The sequence below is a fragment of the Delftia sp. PE138 genome (assembly GCF_018320755.1).
Taxonomy (GTDB): domain Bacteria; phylum Pseudomonadota; class Gammaproteobacteria; order Burkholderiales; family Burkholderiaceae_C; genus Comamonas; species Comamonas tsuruhatensis.
In genome coordinates, this window is record NZ_JABEPN010000003.1 from 117,811 (window position 1) to 136,300 (window position 18,490).

The 18,490-nt window shown below is 67.8% G+C and carries 16 protein-coding genes; 7 read left to right on the forward strand and 9 right to left on the reverse strand.

Annotation, left to right across the window (positions count from 1 at the left end):
- Window positions 1-2: 2 nt before the first annotated feature.
- From HFGMBDPB_RS12890 to urtA, 7 genes are all read right to left on the reverse strand, one after another.
- Window positions 3-362 carry an FmdB family zinc ribbon protein gene (locus HFGMBDPB_RS12890; RefSeq protein ID WP_016452169.1) on the reverse strand — a complete coding sequence of 120 codons (360 nt, stop codon included), beginning with the start codon at window positions 360-362 and terminating at the stop codon, window positions 3-5.
- 46 nt (window positions 363-408) lie between these two features.
- Window positions 409-1,638, reverse strand: coding sequence for a formamidase (fmdA, locus tag HFGMBDPB_RS12895; RefSeq protein ID WP_012202164.1), 1,230 nt, complete (start codon window positions 1,636-1,638; stop codon window positions 409-411).
- A gap of 36 nt (window positions 1,639-1,674) precedes the next feature.
- A complete protein-coding gene (gene urtE, locus HFGMBDPB_RS12900; protein ID WP_212645528.1) occupies window positions 1,675-2,364 on the reverse strand; it encodes an urea ABC transporter ATP-binding subunit UrtE in 690 nt (229 codons plus the stop codon).
- A gap of 20 nt (window positions 2,365-2,384) precedes the next feature.
- Complete coding sequence (urtD, locus tag HFGMBDPB_RS12905) at window positions 2,385-3,128, reverse strand: urea ABC transporter ATP-binding protein UrtD (protein ID WP_043789395.1); 744 nt, start codon at window positions 3,126-3,128, stop codon at window positions 2,385-2,387.
- A 19-nt stretch (window positions 3,129-3,147) separates the two neighbouring features.
- The gene (urtC, locus tag HFGMBDPB_RS12910) at window positions 3,148-4,344 is read right to left on the reverse strand and encodes an urea ABC transporter permease subunit UrtC (RefSeq protein WP_017407726.1); all 1,197 of its coding nucleotides are present in this window, start codon (window positions 4,342-4,344) and stop codon (window positions 3,148-3,150) included.
- Window positions 4,345-4,416: 72 nt separating this feature from the next.
- Window positions 4,417-5,331: an urea ABC transporter permease subunit UrtB gene (gene urtB / locus HFGMBDPB_RS12915; protein ID WP_016450224.1), complete on the reverse strand. Its 915-nt coding sequence runs from the start codon at window positions 5,329-5,331 to the stop codon at window positions 4,417-4,419.
- 110 nt (window positions 5,332-5,441) lie between these two features.
- Window positions 5,442-6,707: an urea ABC transporter substrate-binding protein gene (gene urtA, locus HFGMBDPB_RS12920; protein ID WP_016450225.1), complete on the reverse strand. Its 1,266-nt coding sequence runs from the start codon at window positions 6,705-6,707 to the stop codon at window positions 5,442-5,444.
- Window positions 6,708-6,921: 214 nt separating this feature from the next.
- On the opposite strand from urtA, the gene HFGMBDPB_RS12925 reads away from it, so the two are divergent.
- The gene (locus HFGMBDPB_RS12925) at window positions 6,922-10,425 is read left to right on the forward strand and encodes a hybrid sensor histidine kinase/response regulator (RefSeq protein WP_061287486.1); all 3,504 of its coding nucleotides are present in this window, start codon (window positions 6,922-6,924) and stop codon (window positions 10,423-10,425) included.
- 19 nt (window positions 10,426-10,444) lie between these two features.
- On the forward strand, window positions 10,445-11,392 hold the full coding sequence (locus tag HFGMBDPB_RS12930) for a response regulator transcription factor (protein ID WP_017404948.1): 948 nt from the start codon (window positions 10,445-10,447) through the stop codon (window positions 11,390-11,392).
- Here HFGMBDPB_RS12930 and HFGMBDPB_RS12935 read toward each other — a convergent pair.
- On the reverse strand, window positions 11,365-11,859 hold the full coding sequence (locus tag HFGMBDPB_RS12935) for a PACE efflux transporter (RefSeq protein ID WP_016452173.1): 495 nt from the start codon (window positions 11,857-11,859) through the stop codon (window positions 11,365-11,367). The genes HFGMBDPB_RS12930 and HFGMBDPB_RS12935 overlap by 28 nt on opposite strands.
- Window positions 11,860-11,933: 74 nt before the next feature.
- On the opposite strand from HFGMBDPB_RS12935, the gene HFGMBDPB_RS12940 reads away from it, so the two are divergent.
- From HFGMBDPB_RS12940 to HFGMBDPB_RS12955, 4 genes are all read left to right on the forward strand, one after another.
- Entirely contained in the window at window positions 11,934-12,866 is a 933-nt protein-coding gene (locus tag HFGMBDPB_RS12940) for a LysR family transcriptional regulator (RefSeq protein WP_016452174.1), read from the forward strand.
- A gap of 68 nt (window positions 12,867-12,934) precedes the next feature.
- Window positions 12,935-14,581: a M30 family zinc metallopeptidase gene (locus HFGMBDPB_RS12945; RefSeq protein ID WP_074921225.1), complete on the forward strand. Its 1,647-nt coding sequence runs from the start codon at window positions 12,935-12,937 to the stop codon at window positions 14,579-14,581.
- Window positions 14,582-14,586: 5 nt separating this feature from the next.
- Window positions 14,587-14,988 carry a hypothetical protein gene (locus HFGMBDPB_RS12950; RefSeq protein WP_212645529.1) on the forward strand — a complete coding sequence of 134 codons (402 nt, stop codon included), beginning with the start codon at window positions 14,587-14,589 and terminating at the stop codon, window positions 14,986-14,988.
- Between the two features lie 27 nt (window positions 14,989-15,015).
- Entirely contained in the window at window positions 15,016-15,900 is an 885-nt protein-coding gene (locus HFGMBDPB_RS12955) for a PPK2 family polyphosphate kinase (protein ID WP_016452177.1), read from the forward strand.
- Between the two features lie 24 nt (window positions 15,901-15,924).
- On the opposite strand, the gene HFGMBDPB_RS12960 is transcribed toward HFGMBDPB_RS12955, so the two are convergent.
- On the reverse strand, window positions 15,925-16,743 hold the full coding sequence (locus HFGMBDPB_RS12960) for a fumarylacetoacetate hydrolase family protein (protein ID WP_212645530.1): 819 nt from the start codon (window positions 16,741-16,743) through the stop codon (window positions 15,925-15,927).
- A 176-nt stretch (window positions 16,744-16,919) separates the two neighbouring features.
- Here HFGMBDPB_RS12960 and HFGMBDPB_RS12965 point away from each other — a divergent pair, with 176 nt between their 5' ends.
- On the forward strand, window positions 16,920-18,224 hold the full coding sequence (locus tag HFGMBDPB_RS12965) for a Glu/Leu/Phe/Val family dehydrogenase (RefSeq protein WP_016450234.1): 1,305 nt from the start codon (window positions 16,920-16,922) through the stop codon (window positions 18,222-18,224).
- Window positions 18,225-18,490: the final 266 nt, after the last annotated feature.

The following is an 18,490-nucleotide window of genomic DNA, read 5'->3' on the forward strand; positions in this document are numbered from 1 at the left end:
GGTCAGTGGCTGATCATCCAGGGCCGCTTGGTCGGGAAGGTCTTGGCGCCGTTGGGCGCCGTGACCGTGGAGCCGCGCTTGCTGGCGCCGCTGCAGCAGCCGCAGCCCGAAGGGTGGCGCATGCGCGCGTAGCTGCCCTCGGCCACATCGCGTGAGCGCCTGGGCTCGTGCCGGGCGCGCTCGTTGGTGTCGTGGGCGCGGCGCTGCTCGGGGCTGGTGCAGGCCAGGCGCGGCGCGCTGACGAAGACGCGGGGCGAGGCCGCCTCGCAGATGGGGCAGGGCGCGGGCTCGTTGCGCTGCGAGAGGCTGCGCAGCGCGTCGAAGCCGCCGCATGCGGCGCAGTGGTAGTCATAGGTGGGCATGGGCGGCCTCTGGCGGATGGTGGATGGCGGGTGTCGTATGCCGGGCTTACTTGTCCTGGGCGATGGGCAGGTCCACCCCGCCCGTGATGATCTTCTGTGGTCCCTCGGCCGTGGGATTGATGTCGAAGTCGAAGATCTCCGTGGGCAGCCACAGCGTGGCGCAGGCATTGGGCACGTCCACCACGCCGCTGATGTGGCCCTGCACGGGCGCCGTGCCCAGCAGCGAGTAGGCCTGGGCACCGCTGTAGCCGAATTTCTTCAGGTACTCGATGGCGTTCAGGCAGGCCTGGCGGTAGGCCACGGTCACGTCCAGGTAGTGCTGCTTGCCCTTTTCGTCCACCGAGATGCCTTCGAAGATCAGGTAGTCCTTGTAGTTGGGCGTCATGGGGCTGGGCTTGAAGATGGGGTTCTTGATGCCGTACTTGGCCATGCCGCCCTTGATCAGCGAAACCTTCATGTGCACCCATCCGGCCATCTCGATGGCGCCGCAGAAGGTGATTTCGCCATCGCCCTGGCTGAAGTGCAGGTCGCCCACGCTCAGGCCCGCGCCGTCCACGTAGACGGGGAAGAACACGCGCGAGCCGCGCGAGAGGTCTTTGATGTCGCAGTTGCCGCCATGCTCGCGCGGCGGCACGGTGCGCGCGCCTTCGGCGGCGGCCTTGTCGCGCGCCTCGCCCTGCATCTGGCCCATGTGGGCGGTGGTGGCGTTGGGCGGGTTGGCCAGGCCGGGGATGCGGTCGGGGTCGGTGGCGATGAGGCCGGTCTCGCGCTCATTCCAGCTGGCCAGCATCTTGGGGTCGGGCAGGCAGCCGATCAGTCCCGGGTGGATGAGGCCTGCGAAGTTGACGCCGGGGATGTGGCGGCTCTTGGTGAACATGCCGTGGAAGTCCCAGATGGACTTCTGGGCCAGCGGGAAATGCTCGTCCAGGAAGCCGCCGCCGTTTTGCTTGGAGAAAAAGCCGTTGAAGCCCCAGAGGCTGTCGTCGCGCGCGCCGATGTCCAGCAGGTCCACCACCAGCAGGTCGCCGGGCTCGGCGCCCTTGACGCCCACGGGGCCGGACAGGAAGTGGACGGTGGACAGGTCCACGTCGCGCACGTCTTCGGCGCTGTCGTCGTTCTTGATGGCGCCGCCGGTCCAGTCATAGGTCTCCAGCTTGAACTCCGCGCCCGGCTCCACCCAGACCGCCATGGGGATGTCGGGATGCCAGCGGTTGTGCACCTGCGGGTTGTCGTAGGGGGACTGGTTGAGATCGACCTTGATCAGGGTTTCGGCCATGGTGTGCTCCTTGCGATGGCAGTGGGAAAAAACGGATCAGACGGAGAGGTAGGACTTGATGCGCTGCTCGTCGGTATCTGCTCTGGCCGTCTCATGGACCAGGCGCCCGCCCTCGATGACGAACAGCCGGTCGGCCACATCCATGGCGAAGGAAAGCACCTGCTCGCTGACCACGATGGTGATGCGGCGCAGCTTGCGGATCTCGTTGAGCGCCTTGGCGATGTCCTTGATGATGGAAGGCTGTATGCCCTCGGTGGGCTCGTCCAGCAGCAGCACCTTGGGGTTGGTGACCAGGGCGCGCGCAATGGCCAGCTGCTGCTGCTGCCCGCCCGAGAGGTTGCCGCCCTTGCGCCGGCGCATGTCCCAGAGCACGGGGAACAGGGCGTAGATGTCGTCGGGCACCTGGCGCGACTTCGCGTTCTCCAGGCCCGTCTGTATGTTCTCTTCCACGGTCAGCGTGGGGAAGATCATGCGGCCCTGGGGCACGTAGGCAATGCCCTTGGCCACGCGCCGGAAGCTCTCGTCCTTCGTGACGTCCTGGCCGGCCACGGTGATCTGGCCGCTCTTGGCGGGCATGACGCCCATCAGGCTTTTGAACAGCGTGGTCTTGCCCATGCCGTTGCGGCCCATGATGGCCACGGTTTCGTTCTCGCGGCCCTCGAAGCTGATGCCGTGCAGCGCCTCGCTCTGGCCATAGGCCACGTACAGATCCTTGACTTGCAGCATGTGAATTCCTTGTGCGTGCCTCAGTGGCCGAGGTAGACGTCGATGACCTTGGGGTCGGCCTGCACCTTGTCCATGGGACCCTCGGCGAGGATCTTTCCCTGGTGCATGACGGTGACCTTGTGCGCGATGCGCGCCACGAACTCCATGTCGTGCTCGATGACGATGACGGAGCGGTTCTTGCAGATGCGCTGCAGCAGCTCGGCCGTCAGTTCGCGCTCGCGGGCGCTCATGCCGGCGATGGGCTCGTCCAGCATCAGCAGCTCGGGCTCCTGCATGAGCAGCATGCCGATCTCCAGCCACTGCTTCTGGCCGTGGCTGAGCAGGCCGGCCTCGGTGTCCAGGCGCTCGTCCAGGCCGATGTCGGCGGCCACGGCCTGCACGCGATCGCGCACCGCCTCCGTGCACTTGAAGGCCAGCGCGCCGAAGACCGAGCGGCCTTCGGGGTAGGAGACCTCCAGGTTCTGGAAGACCGACAGGTTCTCGTAGATGGACGGCGTCTGGAACTTGCGCCCGATCCCCAGGCGCACGCGCTTGTGCTCTGCCATGCGCGTGAGTTCCTCGTTCTTGAACTTGATGCTGCCGCCCGTGGCGCGGGTCTTGCCGCAGATCAGGTCCAGCAGCGTGGTCTTGCCCGCGCCGTTGGGGCCGATGATGACGCGCAGCTCGTTCCTGTCGATGTACAGGTTCAGCGCGTCGATGGCCTTGAAGCCGTCGAAGGAGACCGTCAGGTCTTCCACGGCCAGCGTGAAGTCGGTATTGCTCATGGTGTGCTCCCGCTGTGGTTCAGGCGCCCTGGCGGCCCATGCCTTCGGACAGGGCGGACGTGGGCTTGGTGGCGGCCGGGGCAGGTGCTGCCTGGGCTCCCTGCGCTGCGGCAGGCGCTGCGGCCGGTGCCGCGCCCTTGCGGCGGCTGTTCCACCAGGGAACGATGCGGCTTTCCCACAGCCCGGCCAGCCCCATCGGGAAGGCCATGGTCACGCCGATGAACAGGCCCGCCATGAGGAACAGCCACAGGTCCGGGAAGCTCTCCGAGAAATAGGTCTTGCCCGCGTTGACCAGCAGCGTGCCGTACACGGCGCCCACCAGGCTCATGCGCCCGCCCACGGCGGCGTAGATGACCATCTCGATGGAGGGCACGATGCCCACGAAGCTGGGCGACATGAAGCCCACCTGCAGCGTGAACAGCGCGCCGCCCACGCCCGACAGCGCAGCGGCCAGGCAGAACACGAAGACCTTGAAGTTGGCCACGTCGTAGCCGGAAAAGCGCACGCGGTCTTCCTTGTCGCGCATGGCCAGCAGCAGGGTGCCCACCTTGCCCGTCTGAATCCAGCGGCACAGCACGATGGCGCCGATCAGCAGGGCCACGCAGACGTAGTAGAGGATGTACTTGGCGCTGTCCGTGCGCGTGTCCCAGCCCCACAGGGTCTTGAGGTCGGTCATGCCGTTGACGCCGCCCGTGTAGCCCTGCTGGCCGATGATGAGCACGGTGACGATCAGCGCCACGGCCTGCGTGATGATGGCGAAGTACACCCCGCCCACGCGGCGCTTGAACATGGCGAAGCTGATGAGCCAGGCCAGCAGCGTGGGCACGGCGATGACGGCGGCCAGCGAGAACGGCAGGCTCTTGAAGGGCAGCCAGAACGAGGGCAGCTCGGTCAGCTGGTTCCAGTCCATGAAGTCGGGGATGCCGGGCGTGGACTGGATCTTGGTGCTGATGGGGTCGGACGCCTCCAGCTTCAGGAACATGGCCATGGCGTAGCCGCCCAGGCCGAAGAACACGCCCTGGCCCAGGCTGAGCACGCCGCCATAGCCCCAGACCATGACCAGGCCGATGGCGACGAAGGCATAGGTCAGGTACTTGCCGACCAGGTTGAGGCGGAAGATGTCCAGCGCCAGGGGCAGCACCACCGCCAGCAGGACGGTGAGCAGCACCAGGCTGGCGAGCTGGTAGCGCTGTATCCAGGCTTTGAGGGCTTGCATGGAATGACTCCGGTGAACTCAGGGGAAATCGGGGGAACGCGGGGGAATTCGTGGACAGGGCCGGCGCCGGGATCAGCGCCGCACCTTGGAGGCGAACAGGCCCTGGGGACGCAGCATCAGGATGAAGACGATCAGCGACAGCGTGATCACCTTGGCCATGGAGCCCGCGAGGAAGAACTCGGTGATGGACTGCGTCTGCGCAATGCCGAAGGCCGAGACCACGGTGCCCAGCAGGCTGGCCGCGCCGCCGAAGGTGACCACCAGGAAGGCGTCCACGATGTACAGCGAGCCCGAGGTGGGGCCGGTGGAGCCGATGGTGGTGAAGGCCGCGCCCGCCACGCCCGCGATGCCGCAGCCGATGGCAAAGGTCAGGCGGTCGGTCTTCTTGGTGTCGATGCCGATGGCGTTGGCCATCACGCGGTTGCTGACCGTGGCGCGCACGCGCAGGCCCCAGCGGCTCTTGTGCAGCGCGATCAGCACGCCGGCTGTGACGGCCATGGTCAGCGCCAGCACGAACAGGCCGTTGATGGGAATGTCCAGCCCCTCGGCCGGCGCCCACGAGCCCATCAGCCAGTCAGGCAGGGTGGGGCTGACTTCCTTGGGGCCGATGAAGGTGCGAAAGCACTGCTGCAGCGCCAGGCTCACGCCCCAGGTGGCCAGCAGCGTGTCCAGCGGCCGCTTGTAGAGGTGGCGGATCAGCCCCCATTCCACCAGCCAGCCGGCCACGAAGGCGAACAGGAAGGCGGCCACGATGGCCAGCGGGAAGTAGTAGGGCATGAACTCGGGCGCGTGCTGCGCCGTGAGCGTGGAGCCCAGGTAGATGGTGTAGGCGCCAATGGTCATGAACTCGCCATGCGCCATGTTAATCACGCCCATCTGGCCAAAGATGATGGCCAGGCCCAGGCCCATCAGCAGCAGCACGGCGAACAGGCTCAGCCCCGCGAAGCCCTGCATCAGGCCGATGTTCATCATGTCGGAAAAACTCATGGTGCTGCTCCTGCGCGCAAGCCAATCGGGAGAGGGGGAAACGATTCACGCGGCAGCCCGCCCACCAGGCCGCAGGCCGCCGCGCATCACCTGCCTGAACGGATCAGGGCTTACTGGTAACCCTTGGGGAAGGGATCGGGTTTGATGAGTTCAGGCGACTCCGAGACCACCTTGAACGTGCCGTCCGGCTGCCCCACGGCAATGCGCGACTTGCTCCACAGGTGGTGGTTGGCGTCCACCTTCACGTAGCCTTCGGGCGCGGTCTTGAGTTCCAGCCCCGGCGATGCGGCCACCACCTTGTCCACGTCGAAGCTCTTGGCCTTTTCCACGGCGGCCTTCCACAGCCAGGGGCCCAGGTAGCCGGCCTGGGTGACGTCGCCGATGACGGCGTTGGGGCCGTACTTGGCCTTGAAGGCGGCCACGAACTTCTTGTTGTTCTCGTTGTCCAGCGTCTGGAAGTACTTCATCGAGGAGTAGAAGCCCGTGAAGTTCTCGCCGCCCACGCCGGTCATCTCGTCCTCGGTCACCGACAGCGTGACCAGCAGTTGCTTGTCACCCGTGATGCCCGCGGCCTTGAGCGCCTTGTAGAAGGCCACGTTGGAGCCTCCCACCACGGCCACGAAGATGCAGTCCGGCTTTTGCAGCTTGATCTTGTTGACCAGCGAGCCGAAGTTGGTGCTGCCCAGCGGGTAGTACTCCTCGCCGACGACCTTGCCCTTCTGGAAGTTCTCGATGTGCTTGCGCGCGATCTTCATCGAGGTGCGCGGCCAGATGTAGTCCGAGCCGATCAGGAAGAAGGTCTTGGCCTTTTTCTCGGCCTTGGCCCAGTCCAGGCTGTACAGGATCTGCTGCGTGGCTTCCTGGCCCGTGTAGATCACGTTCTTGGACTGCTCCAGGCCTTCGTAGAAGGTGGGGTAGTACAGCAGGCCGTTTTCCTTCTCGAACACGGGCAGCACGGCCTTGCGCGAGGCGCTGGTCCAGCAGCCGAAGACGGCGGCGCAGCGGTCGTTGATGAGCAGTTTCTTGGACTTCTCGGCGAAGGTGGGCCAGTCGGAGGCACCGTCTTCCTTGATCACGCGGATCTTGCGGCCCAGGATGCCGCCCATGGCGTTGATCTGGTCGATGGCCAGTTGCTCGGCCTGGATGGAGCCGGTCTCGGAGATCGCCATGGTGCCCGTGGCCGAGTGCAGCTGGCCCACGACGACTTCGGTGTCGGTGACGGCCAGCTTGGTGGTGTTGACCTGGGCCGTGGCCTGGGCGAAGGACCAGGCCGGCAGCCCGGCCACCGAGGCGGCGCCAAGCGCCTGCAGGACGCGGCGGCGGCCCATTTCCGTGCCGGGGGAACCAGGTGTGCGGGGGTCGGAGGGGTGGCTCATGGTGACTCTCCTGTAAGGATCGGTTGGGTGATCTGCAAGTGGCTGAAAACTGGCGTTGCGGTTACGGCTTGTTTCCGCGTTGGGTCCAAGATTAGGAAGAACCCTTGCCGCCGCCCATACGTCAATTGACGTAGCCACCTGCGTACGCACCCCGGATACCCCTCTTGCAAGCCGCGCCAGCATTGGCCCCGCACGTTTCTTGCTAGACCTGGGAATGCACTCCGCCCCCCCGCCCGACAGCCCCACCGGCACCGCAGCCGCGCCGCAGACCATCTTCCGGTTCCGGCGCGAGTACAACGCCTGGGTGGCCGACGAGACCATGGAGGACTACGCGCTGCGCTACACGCCGCGCAGCTTCCGGCGCTGGAGCGAGTTCCGCGTGGCCAACACGGCCTTCGGCTCGCTGTCCTTCCTGGCGCTGGAGGCCATCGGCGGCGCCATTGCGCTGAACTACGGCTTCGCCAACGCCATGTGGGCCATCGTCACCGTGGGGCTGGTGATCTTCCTGACGGGGCTGCCCATCGCCGTCTGCGCCGCACGCTACGGGCTGGACATGGACCTGCTGACGCGCGGCGCGGGCTTCGGCTACCTGGGCTCGACCATCACCTCGCTGATCTACGCCGTCTTCACCTTCATCTTCTTCGCGCTGGAGGCGGCCATCATGGCGCTGGCCCTGCAGCTGGTGGTGGACTGGCCGCTGCAGTGGTGCTATGCGCTGTCGGCCCTGGTGGTGCTGCCGCTGGCCATGCGCGGCATCACGCTGATCTCGCGCCTGCAGGCCTGGACGCAGCCGCTGTGGCTATTCCTGCTGGTGCTGCCCTTCGTGTGGATGGCGCTGGCCCAGCCGCAGCTGTACCGCGACTTCGCCAGCCTCACCGGCCTGCGCTCGGGCAGCAGCCAGTTCGATCCGCTGATGTTCGGCGCGGCGGCAGCCGTGATCTTCGCGCTGGTGGTGCAGATCGGCGAGCAGGTGGACTTCCTGCGCTTTCTGCCGCCGCGCACCCAGGCCAACCGGCTGCGCTGGTGGGGCGCGGTGCTGGTGGCCGGCCCGGGCTGGGCCGTGATGGGCATGCTCAAGATGGCGGGCGGCGCCTTTCTCGCGTTCGCGGCCATGCAGCTGCAGGGGGTGGACGCCACGCGCGCGGCCGAGCCCACGCAGATGTTCCTGGCAGGCTTCCAGCAGGTGCTGCAGGCCCTGGGCCTGCCGGGGCTGGCCGTGGCGGTGACCGTGGTCTTCGTGGTCATCTCGCAGGTCAAGATCAACGTGACCAATGCCTATGCGGGGTCGCTTGCCTGGTCCAACTTCTTCGCGCGCATCACGCGCAGCCATCCGGGGCGCGTGGTCTGGATGGTGTTCAACGTGGTCATCGCCACCTTGCTGATGACGCTGGGCGTGTTCGGCGCGCTGGAGAAGGTGCTGACCATCTACAGCAACGTGGCCATCGCCTGGGTGGGCGCGCTGGTGGCCGACCTGGTCATCAACAAGCCGTTGGGGCTGAGCCCGCCGGGCATCGAATTCCGCCGCGCCCATCTGTACGACTTCAATCCCGTGGGACCCGTCGCCATGCTGCTGGCCGCCGCCGTGGCCTGCTGCGCCTATGCGGGCCTGCTGGGCGAGACGGCGGCCGCGTTCTCGCCCTTCATCGCGCTGGCGCTGTCCATGCTGCTGTCGCCGCTGCTGGCCTGGCTGACGGGCGGGCGCTACTACCTGGCACGGCCCGCAGGCAATCTGTGGAAGCCCGGCGAGACGGTGCGTTGCGCCGTCTGCCAGAACCAGTTCGAGTCCGAGGACATGGCGCGCTGCCCGGCCTACGGCGCGCCCATCTGCTCGCTGTGCTGCTCGCTGGAGTCGCGCTGCCATGACCGCTGCAAGACCGGCTCGCGCGCGGGCGAGCAGCTGCGCGCGCTGGCCTCGGCCATGCTGCCGCCGCGCTGGGCCACCAAGGTGAACTTCCGCGCGGGCCAGTACCTGGTGGTGATGCTGTCGCTGTGCGCGGTGACGGCCTTCATGGTGGGCGTGGTCTACATGCAGGAAAGCCTGCAGGCAGGCAGCGTCGATGGCGGCGCGCTGCGCATCCCCTTCCTCAAGGTCTTCGCGCTGCTGGCCCTGCTGTGCGCCGTGGCCGCCTGGTGGGTGGTGCTGAGCACGGACAGCCGGCGCATGGCCCAGGACGAGTCCGAGCGCCAGAACCAGCTGCTGCTGCAGGAGATCGCCGCCCACAAGCGCACCGATGCCGAGCTGCAGGCCGCCAAGGACCATGCCGAGCAGGCCAGCCAGGCCAAGACCCGCTATGTGGCCGGCATGACGCACGAGCTGCGCTCGCCGCTCAACAGCCTGCTGGGCTATACGCAGATCCTGCTCAAGAGCCCGCAGGTCGATGGCTGGGTGCGCGAGACCCTGTCCACCATGCAGCACAGCGGCCAGCACCTGCGCGCGCTGATCGACGAATCGCTGGAGCTGGCCAGCATCGAGGCCGGCCGCCTGCGCCTGGACCTCGCCCCCCTGCCCCTGCCCGCGCTGATCGACGGCATCGAGGCCATGATGCGGCCCCAGGCCCAGGCCAGGGGGCTGCAGTTCTCGGTCGAGACGCTGGGCACCATGCCGCGCTGGGTGCGTGCCGACGCCAAGCGGCTGCGCCAGATCCTGATCAACCTGCTGTCCAACGCCGTGCGCTTCACCCAGCGCGGCGAGGTGCGGCTGCGCATGGATTTCCGGCCCCATGTCTCGCGCATCGAGGTCATCGATACCGGCATCGGGATCGAACCGCAGGACATGGAGCGCATCTTCGTGCCCTTCGAGCGCGGCAGCGCGGGCCGGCGCGTCAGCGAGGCGGGCACGGGCCTGGGGCTGACCATCACCCACCTGCTGACCGAGCTGATGGGCGGGCAGCTCACCCTGAGCAGCACGCCCGGCGAGGGCAGCTGCTTCACCGTGCGCCTGTACCTGCCCGAGATGGCGCCCGACGCGTCCTGGGTGCCCCCCGGCGCAGCCGCCACGCTGCACACCGTCATCGGCTATCTGCCGCCCCGGCGCACCCTGCTGGTGGTGGACGACCAGCCGCTGCAGCGCCAGCTGCTGGCCGGCCTGCTGCTGCCGCTGGGCTTCGAGATCCGCGAGGCCGCCAGCGGCCGCGAGTGCCTGGAGATCGTGGAGCAAAGCCTGCCCGACCTGGTGCTGCTGGACATCAGCATGGACGACCTGGACGGCTGGCAGACCGCCGCCCTGCTGCGCGCGCGCCGGGATGCGCAGCAGCTTCCCGTGGTCTTCGTCTCGGCCAACCTGTTCGACAACGATCCGCCGCGCCTGGCCGATGCGCATTGCCAGGGCTTTGTCGCCAAGCCGGTGATCGAGTCCGAGCTGCTGCAGGTGCTCGAGCGCGTGCTGCGGATCGAATGGGTGCATGACAACCGCCCGTTGCTGCTGCCGGCGCCGCGCGCGGAGCAGGCAGAGGCAAAGGCAGCGCAGGCGCCGGCAGCCGCCCCCTTCCCGCCCGACCTGCGCGAAGACCTGGCCCGGCTGGCGCGCTCGGGCCAGGCCACGGCCCTGCGCGAGCGCCTGCGCCAGGCGCGCCAGCAGGCGGGCGGCGCATCGGGCCACGCCGCGCTGCTCGATGCGTTGCAGGCCTGCGCCGACCGCTTCGACTTCGATGCGCTGGCGCGCCTGCTGCCGCAGCCCCGGGAAGAAGACGAACAGGAACAGGAGGAGACAGATGAATGAACATCCAGGAGGGCAGGAAATGACCGCCACCACCACCGCCAACAGCCGCAGCAGCCATGGCAACAGCGCCCATGTGATCCTCGTGGTGGACGACGCGCTGGACAGCCTTCGCATGCTGTGCGATGCCCTGGCCGCCGAAGGCTACGTGGTGCTCGCCGCCCGCGACGCCGACGAGGCCCTGCAGCGCTTCGCCCTCACCGTGCCCGATGGCGTGCTGCTGGACGCCGTCATGCCCGGCATGGACGGCTTCACGCTGTGCCGCCGGCTCAAGGACACGCCGGCCTGGGCCCACGTGCCCGTGGTCTTCATGACCGGCCTGTCGGACACGGACCAGATCATCCGCGGCTTTGCCAGCGGCGGCGTGGACTACGTGGTCAAGCCGCTGCGCATCCCCGAGGTGCTGGTGCGCCTGGCCACCCATGTGCGCAACGCCCGCGCCACGCGCCAGGCGCAGGAGGCCGTGGACGTGGCGGGGCTGGGGGTGGTGGTGCTCGATGGCCAGGGCCGCGTGGCCTGGCGCTCTCCCCAGGCAGCGCGCTGGCTGGAGGAGGCCTTTGCGGACCAGCCCTTCCCCATGGAGGCGGCCGGGGACTGGCTGGCCGGTGCCCACCAGCCGGACCAGGCCGGTCACCAGGATCTGGCGCTGGCCCTGGCCGATGGCCGCCAGTTGCTGGCGCGCCACATGGGCGCCAGCGGCCTGGGGGAGTCGATGGTGCTGCTCAGCCACGAGGCGCCGCAGGCGCCCGCCGCGCGCCGGCTGCAGCAGGTGGCGCTCACCCCGCGCGAGACCGAGGTGCTGTCATGGCTGAGCAAGGGCAAGACCAACCGCGACATCGCCGACATCCTGGGCATGAGCCCGCGCACGGTCAACAAGCACCTGGAGCACATCTTCGAGAAACTCGGCGTGGAGACCCGCACGGCCGCCGCCGCCGTGGCCGGTCAGCTGCTGCAGGCCGGCTCGCCCTGAGCGCGGGGTGCCACCGCAGCGGATGCCGAGGCCGAGGCCGGCAGGCCGAACACATGGTCGAAGCACCAGTTGAAGACATAGGTGTAGACCAGGAAGAAGACCAGCAGGCCGGCCTCCATCACCGTGGCCTCCCACAGCGTGACGCCGAACCACCAGGCCATCAGCGGGATCAGCACCATGGCCAGGCCGCCCTCGAAGCCCAGGGCGTGCACCACGCGGCGCAGCACCGAGCGGCCCTTGACGCTCTGGCGCGACTCCCACTGCTCGAACAGGTGGTTGAAGGTCAGGTTCCAGACGATGGCCAGCGTGGAGGCGGCAATCGCCATGCCGCCAGAATGCCCGGCGCTCTGGCCGATGGCCATGAACAGCAGGCTGGAGGCGAGGATGGCGATCAATTCATACAGGGTCACGAAGACCACTTTGCGCTTGGGCCCCTGGAGGCCCTTTTTGTGTGTCTGCAAGGTCATAGGGGGCGCAGTCTATATGCCGACAATTGAACGTTAAAGTCAGATTCTTTCAATAAATCTGACAGGTCCCCACCATGTCCTTTCCAGCCGACCAGGTGCCGCTGTTCATTGCCGTGCTGGACCACGGCTCGTTTTCCGCCGCCGCGCGCCAGCTGGGCCGCGTGCCCTCGGCCGTGAGCATGGCCATCGCCCAGCTGGAGGCCGAGCTGGACCTGCAGCTGTTCGACCGCAGCGGCCGCGAGCCCCGGCCCACGGCGGCGGCACGCGCACTCGAACCCCAGGCCCGGCTGCTGGCCGCCCAGCTGCAGCAGCTCAACCACCAGGCGCTGGCCCTGCACCAGGGACTGGAGGAGCGGCTGACCCTGGTGATCGCGCCCGAACTGCTGTCCACGGCCTGGGCCGCGCCGCTGCAGCCGCTGGTCGAGGAATTCCCGGGTCTGGAGGTGGAAGTGCTGGTGGCCGCCCAGGTCGATGCGCTCAAGGAACTGCACTCGGGCCGCGCACATCTGGCCCTGGTCTTCGAGCGCCCGGCCATCGACGGGCGCGAGGATTTCCAGGAGATGGGCCAGGAAACCATGGTCGCCGTGATGGCGGCCAGGCATCCGCTGGCCCGGCAACTGGGCGTGGACGGGCAGCAGCGCCTGGACGTGGGCCAGCTGGCCGGCGCGCGCCAGATCCTGCTGGCCAGCCGCGACCTGGCCCATACCGATCCGCGCTTCGTGTTCTCGCACCAGCTGTGGCGCACGGACAGCCACCTGGCGGCCCTGTCGCTGATCTCGGCCGGCCTGGGCTGGGGGTGGCTGCCCTTCAGCGTCGCCGAGCCCCTGCTGCAGACGGGCGCGCTGCTGCGCATCCCGCTGTGCAACATCAGCAACGGCACCCAGCTGTTCGTCGATTGGGTATGGTCCAAGGAGCGCCCGCTGGGGCTGGCGGCGCGGCGGTTCGTGGAGCAGTTGCAGGTGCCGGTGCGGCCGTTGCCGGACAGCGATGCGGATCGCATCGGGTAGCATCTCTCGCCATATCGGACCAAAAATCCACATCTCCAGCAGCAGGTCACACAAGAGGAAGGGAAAACATGTTCTTTGATCATCATCACAGCAAGACCGCCATCGCACTGGCCCTGGGCGCCGTTCTGGCCGGTTGCGGCGGAGGTGGAGGCGGCGGCCCGTCCGGCCCGTCTTCGCAGTTGACCGCCGCCTGCTCGGGCACGGCCTGCGGCGCGGCCAATGCCACCACCTATTCGGGCCAGGGCGTGGGCGTCTGGAGCTACACCAACACCACGCAGGCCGAGCAGCAGATCCCTGTGGGTCTGACCAACCTGGGCAGCAAGCAGGTCACGCTGATCTACACCAACAATGGCGACGCCAGCGTGCCCATGCCCGCCCTGACGCTGACTCCGCCTGCGGCGACCACCGCCACGGCCCAGAAAAGCCTCAGCGCCGCACCCGCAACGGTCAACCGGATTCCCGAGCGCATCCGCAACTTCAAGCCCCGCCTGACGGCAGCGGACATGCAGGCGCGGCAATCCATCAAGCCGCAGGCAGCGGCGATCCTGCCCGTGGGCAGCCAGCGCAGCTGGTTCGTCCAACCCGGCGACTCCCGCATCGAAGCCCGCCAGGCCACGCTCAGACGCCAGGCCAGCGTGCCCACGCCCACCGGCACCCGCACCATCAACGTCTGGCTGGAAGACAGCGAGTACGACGCTGCCAAGGTCAGCGATGCGATGCTCGACACGCTGCTCCAGCGATTCACCAGCGGCTCCGACGCGGTCTATCCCCTGATCACGGGGCTGTCGGGCGAGCCCTGGGGCGCTCACTCCTACAGCGACCTCATCGACCCCGAACAGCCCCTGGACATCGTGTTCGTGAATTTCGTTCCGGACCGCACTCCGTACGGGCTGCTGGGCTATTTCTGGTCTCTGAACAACTTCAAGCAGGACCCGGCGAACCCCGACCTCAAGTACAGCAATCAATCGCTGTCGTTCTACATGGATACGGAAACGCTGTACCTGGATCCTGCCGAAGGCATGACCAACCAGATCAGCACGCTGTCCCATGAGTTCGTCCACATGACGAACTTCTACCGCCGCAGCGTCCAGCTGTCCAAGCCGGGAACCGACTACGCGTTCGACACCTTCCTGGAGGAAATGAGCGCCATGATGGGCGAAGACATCGTGGCCCAGCGCGTCACGCCCGGCTTCAACTCCATCGCCAATGGACGCGTCCCTTCCTGGCTGTCCCACTCGGGCTTCAACTGCGACCCCGCCGCCTGGAGCGCCGACACCGCCGCGCCCTGCTTCGGCTACGACGTCAACGGCAGCCTGGGCGCCTATCTGGTGCGCCAGTACGGCGTGGGCTTCTACAAGCAGCTGCTGAGCAACACCACGTCCACCGATTCGCTGCAGGTCCTGGGCAATGCCATACAGCAAGCGGGCGGCCCCACGCTGCCGGTCGCCATCCAGCGCTGGGGCGCCAACATCGCACTGCTGCCCGGCGATGTGCCCAGCGGCTATGGCTGGCCCGCGCGCACGGAGCAGGGCTTCACCCTGGCCGCGATCAACGGCAGCAGCCTGGCGTCTTCCCGGGTCCTGCCCACCACGGTACCGGTGAACCTCAATGCGCGCGGCCATTTCCCCTTCCTGCGTCAGCCTGATGCGCAAGGCACCTACCAGGAACAGCTGCGTGTTCCGGCAGGCAGCACGCTGACAGCCGTCGTACGCTGAACGCCATGAACCACGCACACCCGACTGCTTCCACCCGCGGCCTGCGCCGCAGTCTGCCGCTGCTGCTGGCCAGCGGCCTGGCCCTGCTGAGCGCCTGCTCGGCCCCGGCTTCGCCTGCCGCCAGCGCGGCTGCGCCGGCCTCGGGTGCGGCGGCTGAACCAAGCCAGCCCCTGACCCTGCAAGGCCGTCTGGTGCTGCGCGGCAATGCGCCCCATGAGCAGCCCGTGCTGCAGACCACCTCCGGCGAGGCCTGGCAGCTCCAGGGCCTGAGCGCCGAGCAGATCACGCAGTGGCAGCGGCAGAACGTGGAGGTCCGGGGCCAGCCCGGCCCCAGGCCCGCCGCTGGCGCCGCGCCTTCGATGGCGCAGCCGCAACTGCAGGTGCAATCCATTCGCGCCCGGCCCTGACATTCCACCTCACCCACCGCTCTATCCATGGACGCCTCCAACCCTTTCTCCAGCCGCGATGCGGCCGTGCAAAAGCTCTGGGAACAGTGGCAGCCGCGCTCCGCCAGGTCCGACAAGGACAAGGACAAGGACAAGCCCATTGCCCTGGCCGACTTCGACCCGGGCGCCAAGCCCTTTTCCAATGGCAACGGCAAGGCCGAGGACAAGGTCGCCGTCGAGGCCCTGGCCGAGGAGCTGGATGCGCTGCAGAACCTGCTGTACGCCGACCGCCGCTACAAGCTGCTGGTCGTGCTGCAGGGCACGGACACGGCGGGCAAGGACGGCACCATCCGTGGCGTCTTCGGCCGCATGAGTGCGCTGGGCGTGCACGCCGTGGGCTGGAAGGCCCCCACCGAGGCCGAGCGCGCCCATGACTACCTGTGGCGCATCCACCAGCAGGTGCCTGCCGCTGGCGAAATCACGGTCTTCAACCGCAGCCATTACGAGGACGTGCTGGTGCCCGTGGTCAACGGCTGGATCACACCCGAGCAGCAGCGCCAGCGCTTTGCCCACATCAACGACTTCGAGCGCATGCTCAGCGAGACGGGCACCGTGGTCGTCAAGTTCCTGCTGCACATCAGCGCCGACGAACAGCGCATGCGCCTGCAGGAGCGCCTGGACGACCCGGCCAAGCACTGGAAGTTCGACGAGAACGACATGAAGGTGCGCACGCAGTGGAAGGACTACCAGCAGGCCTACGGCCAGCTGCTGGGCGCCACGCATACGCCCTGGGCGCCCTGGACCATCGTGCCGGCCGACTCCAAGACGCACCGCAACCTCATGATCGCCACCTTACTGCGCGAGGTGCTGCGCAACCTGGAACTGCGCTTTCCGCCCGGCGATCCGGCCCTCAAGGACTACAAGATCACCTGATCACTCGATGGCCTGCCTGAAGCCTCACAGCTGCAGGCGGGCTTCGGCGATGCCGTCCAGCTCGGCCACCACCAGGTCGCCGGCCTGGGCAAAGGCCAGTCCATTCCACGTGCCCGTAGTCACCACCGTGCCTGCGGGCACGCTGCCATAGCGGCGCACCAGCTCCTGCAACCAGCCGGCCAGCAGCCACAGCGGATCGCCCAGCGGATGCGTTCCGGTGAACGCCTGCAGCGGCGCCGCACCCACGCGCAGGCGGCAGACCTGGGCAGACCAGTCCCGCGGCGACTCGCGCGGCAGCAGCCGCGAAGCGTCCTGCCACGGCCCCAGCACCAGGGCGCCATGGCACAGGCCGTCGGCGGCCAGCAGCAGCGGCGGCGCCTTCAGGTGCTGGCGCCAGCGCGTATCCACCACCTCGATGGCGGCGGTGATGCCGTCGATCAGCTCCAGCCCATCGCCGGGCTGCAGCGCGGCAGCCATCTCGGCCGTCACCTCGCGGCCCAGGCGCAGGGCGATCTCGGCTTCGATGCCGCGCAGGTGCAGCGGCGCGCCACCGGCCACCGAAGGACTGGCCCAGACGCCTTCTTCGGGCAGCGGCGCATGGGTCAGCGGGGCATCGCGGCGCGGCGCGCCAGACTTCCAGTAGCCCGGAACGCGGCCCGGCCCCTGCTGGCTGCCGGGCACGCGCCAGCCCAGGGCGGGCGCCATGGCGGCCTGCACGGCCTGCGCATCTGCGGGCGCGCGCACCACGTCGGCCCAGTCGTCGGCATCCAGCAATTCGCCGCTGTGGCGCGCCTGGAGCAGCGCATGGGCCAAGGATGTGGGAGTGCGGGGCGTGTTCGTCATGGAGCGGCTTTCTTGGAGTGCATCGGAGGGTCGCAAGCGGCCCCGATTGTCCGCTGGACAAGGCGATCCCATGGTTATGCATTAAATGCATAAGGCTCTCGCGCATAAGGCGTTGGACAGCGCATAGCCCCGGGAATAAGCTCAAAACCCTCAGACAACTCTTGTGTGGAACCACCATGCAGCAACCCGCTTCGGCCGGCGTTACCAACCACGCCATCCCTTCCTACCTGCAGGCCGATCACCTCGGCCCCTGGGGCAATTACCTGCAGCAGGTCGATCGCGTCACCCCCTACCTGGGCCATCTCGCCCGCTGGGTCGAAACCCTCAAGCGCCCCAAGCGCATCCTGATCGTCGATGTGCCGATCGAGCTGGACAACGGCACCATCGCCCACTACGAAGGCTACCGCGTGCAGCACAACCTGAGCCGCGGCCCCGGCAAGGGCGGCGTGCGCTTCCACCAGGACGTGACCCTGTCCGAAGTCATGGCCCTGTCGGCCTGGATGTCGGTCAAGAACGCGGCCGTCAACGTGCCCTACGGCGGCGCCAAGGGCGGCATCCGTGTCGATCCCAAGACGCTGTCGCGCGGTGAGCTGGAGCGCCTGACGCGCCGCTACACCAGCGAGATCGGCCTGCTGATCGGCCCCTCCAAGGACATTCCAGCGCCTGACGTCAACACGAACGGCCAGATCATGTCCTGGATGATGGACACCTACTCCATGAACACCGGCGCCACCGCCACCGGCGTGGTCACGGGCAAGCCCGTGGACCTGGGCGGCTCGCTGGGCCGCGTCGAGGCCACCGGCCGCGGCGTGTTCACCGTGGGCGTGGAAGCGGCCAAGCTGACCGGCCTGTCGGTCCAGGGCGCGCGCATTGCCGTGCAGGGCTTCGGCAACGTGGGCGGCACGGCCGGCAAGCTGTTCGCCGACGCGGGCGCCAAGGTCGTGGCCGTGCAGGACCACACCGGCACCATCCGCAACGCCAACGGCCTGGATGTGACGGCCCTGCTGGCCCACGTGGCCGCCAAGGGCGGCGTGGGCGGCTTTGACGGCGCCGAGGCCATGGACGCTGCCGATTTCTGGGGCGTGGACTGCGACATCCTGATCCCCGCCGCACTGGAAGGTCAGATCACCAAGGACAACGCCGGCAAGATCAAGGCCAAGATGGTGATCGAGGGTGCCAACGGCCCCACCACCACCGAGGCCGACGACATCCTGACCGAAAAGGGCGTGCTGGTGCTGCCCGACGTGCTGGCCAATGCCGGCGGCGTGACGGTGAGCTACTTCGAATGGGTGCAGGACTTCTCCAGCTTCTTCTGGAGCGAGGACGAGATCAACGCCCGCCTGGTGCGCATCATGCAGGACGCCTTCGCGGCCATCTGGCAGGTGGCCCAGCAGCACGGCGTGACGCTGCGCACCGCCACCTTCATCGTGGCCTGCCAGCGCATCCTGCATGCCCGCGAGATGCGGGGACTGTATCCCTGATCACGCCCTGAGGCGCTGACGCGCCTTCCCCCTCTCTGCTTGCTTCGCAAGGGAGGGGGACGACACCCTCGCGGCGGGGCGGCCCTTGCTCGGTGTCCCTGACTTGGGCCGCGCCAGTTTTTGGCGCTGTGCACCACACGGTCAATGAAAGGCGCTTCGGCGCCTTTTTTCTTGTGGCCGCCTTTTCGGCAAGGGGTTAGCACGCGTTCCAGTGGGCCTAAGCGCGGGTTTCCGAATGGTGAAGCGGATCTCCAGTCAAACCCTGG

Excerpts from the sequence above, each read along its gene's own strand:
- HFGMBDPB_RS12890 (WP_016452169.1), bottom strand. The coding sequence starts at position 362 with ATGCCCACCTATGACTACCACTGCGCCGCATGCGGCGGCTTCGACGCG.
- fmdA (WP_012202164.1), bottom strand. The coding sequence starts at position 1,638 with ATGGCCGAAACCCTGATCAAGGTCGATCTCAACCAGTCCCCCTACGAC.
- urtE (WP_212645528.1), bottom strand. The coding sequence starts at position 2,364 with ATGCTGCAAGTCAAGGATCTGTACGTGGCCTATGGCCAGAGCGAGGCG.
- urtD (WP_043789395.1), bottom strand. The coding sequence starts at position 3,128 with ATGAGCAATACCGACTTCACGCTGGCCGTGGAAGACCTGACGGTCTCC.
- urtC (WP_017407726.1), bottom strand. The coding sequence starts at position 4,344 with ATGCAAGCCCTCAAAGCCTGGATACAGCGCTACCAGCTCGCCAGCCTG.
- urtB (WP_016450224.1), bottom strand. The coding sequence starts at position 5,331 with ATGAGTTTTTCCGACATGATGAACATCGGCCTGATGCAGGGCTTCGCG.
- urtA (WP_016450225.1), bottom strand. The coding sequence starts at position 6,707 with ATGAGCCACCCCTCCGACCCCCGCACACCTGGTTCCCCCGGCACGGAA.
- HFGMBDPB_RS12925 (WP_061287486.1), top strand. The coding sequence starts at position 6,922 with ATGCACTCCGCCCCCCCGCCCGACAGCCCCACCGGCACCGCAGCCGCG.
- HFGMBDPB_RS12930 (WP_017404948.1), top strand. The coding sequence starts at position 10,445 with ATGACCGCCACCACCACCGCCAACAGCCGCAGCAGCCATGGCAACAGC.
- HFGMBDPB_RS12935 (WP_016452173.1), bottom strand. The coding sequence starts at position 11,859 with ATGACCTTGCAGACACACAAAAAGGGCCTCCAGGGGCCCAAGCGCAAA.
- HFGMBDPB_RS12940 (WP_016452174.1), top strand. The coding sequence starts at position 11,934 with ATGTCCTTTCCAGCCGACCAGGTGCCGCTGTTCATTGCCGTGCTGGAC.
- HFGMBDPB_RS12945 (WP_074921225.1), top strand. The coding sequence starts at position 12,935 with ATGTTCTTTGATCATCATCACAGCAAGACCGCCATCGCACTGGCCCTG.
- HFGMBDPB_RS12950 (WP_212645529.1), top strand. The coding sequence starts at position 14,587 with ATGAACCACGCACACCCGACTGCTTCCACCCGCGGCCTGCGCCGCAGT.
- HFGMBDPB_RS12955 (WP_016452177.1), top strand. The coding sequence starts at position 15,016 with ATGGACGCCTCCAACCCTTTCTCCAGCCGCGATGCGGCCGTGCAAAAG.
- HFGMBDPB_RS12960 (WP_212645530.1), bottom strand. The coding sequence starts at position 16,743 with ATGACGAACACGCCCCGCACTCCCACATCCTTGGCCCATGCGCTGCTC.
- HFGMBDPB_RS12965 (WP_016450234.1), top strand. The coding sequence starts at position 16,920 with ATGCAGCAACCCGCTTCGGCCGGCGTTACCAACCACGCCATCCCTTCC.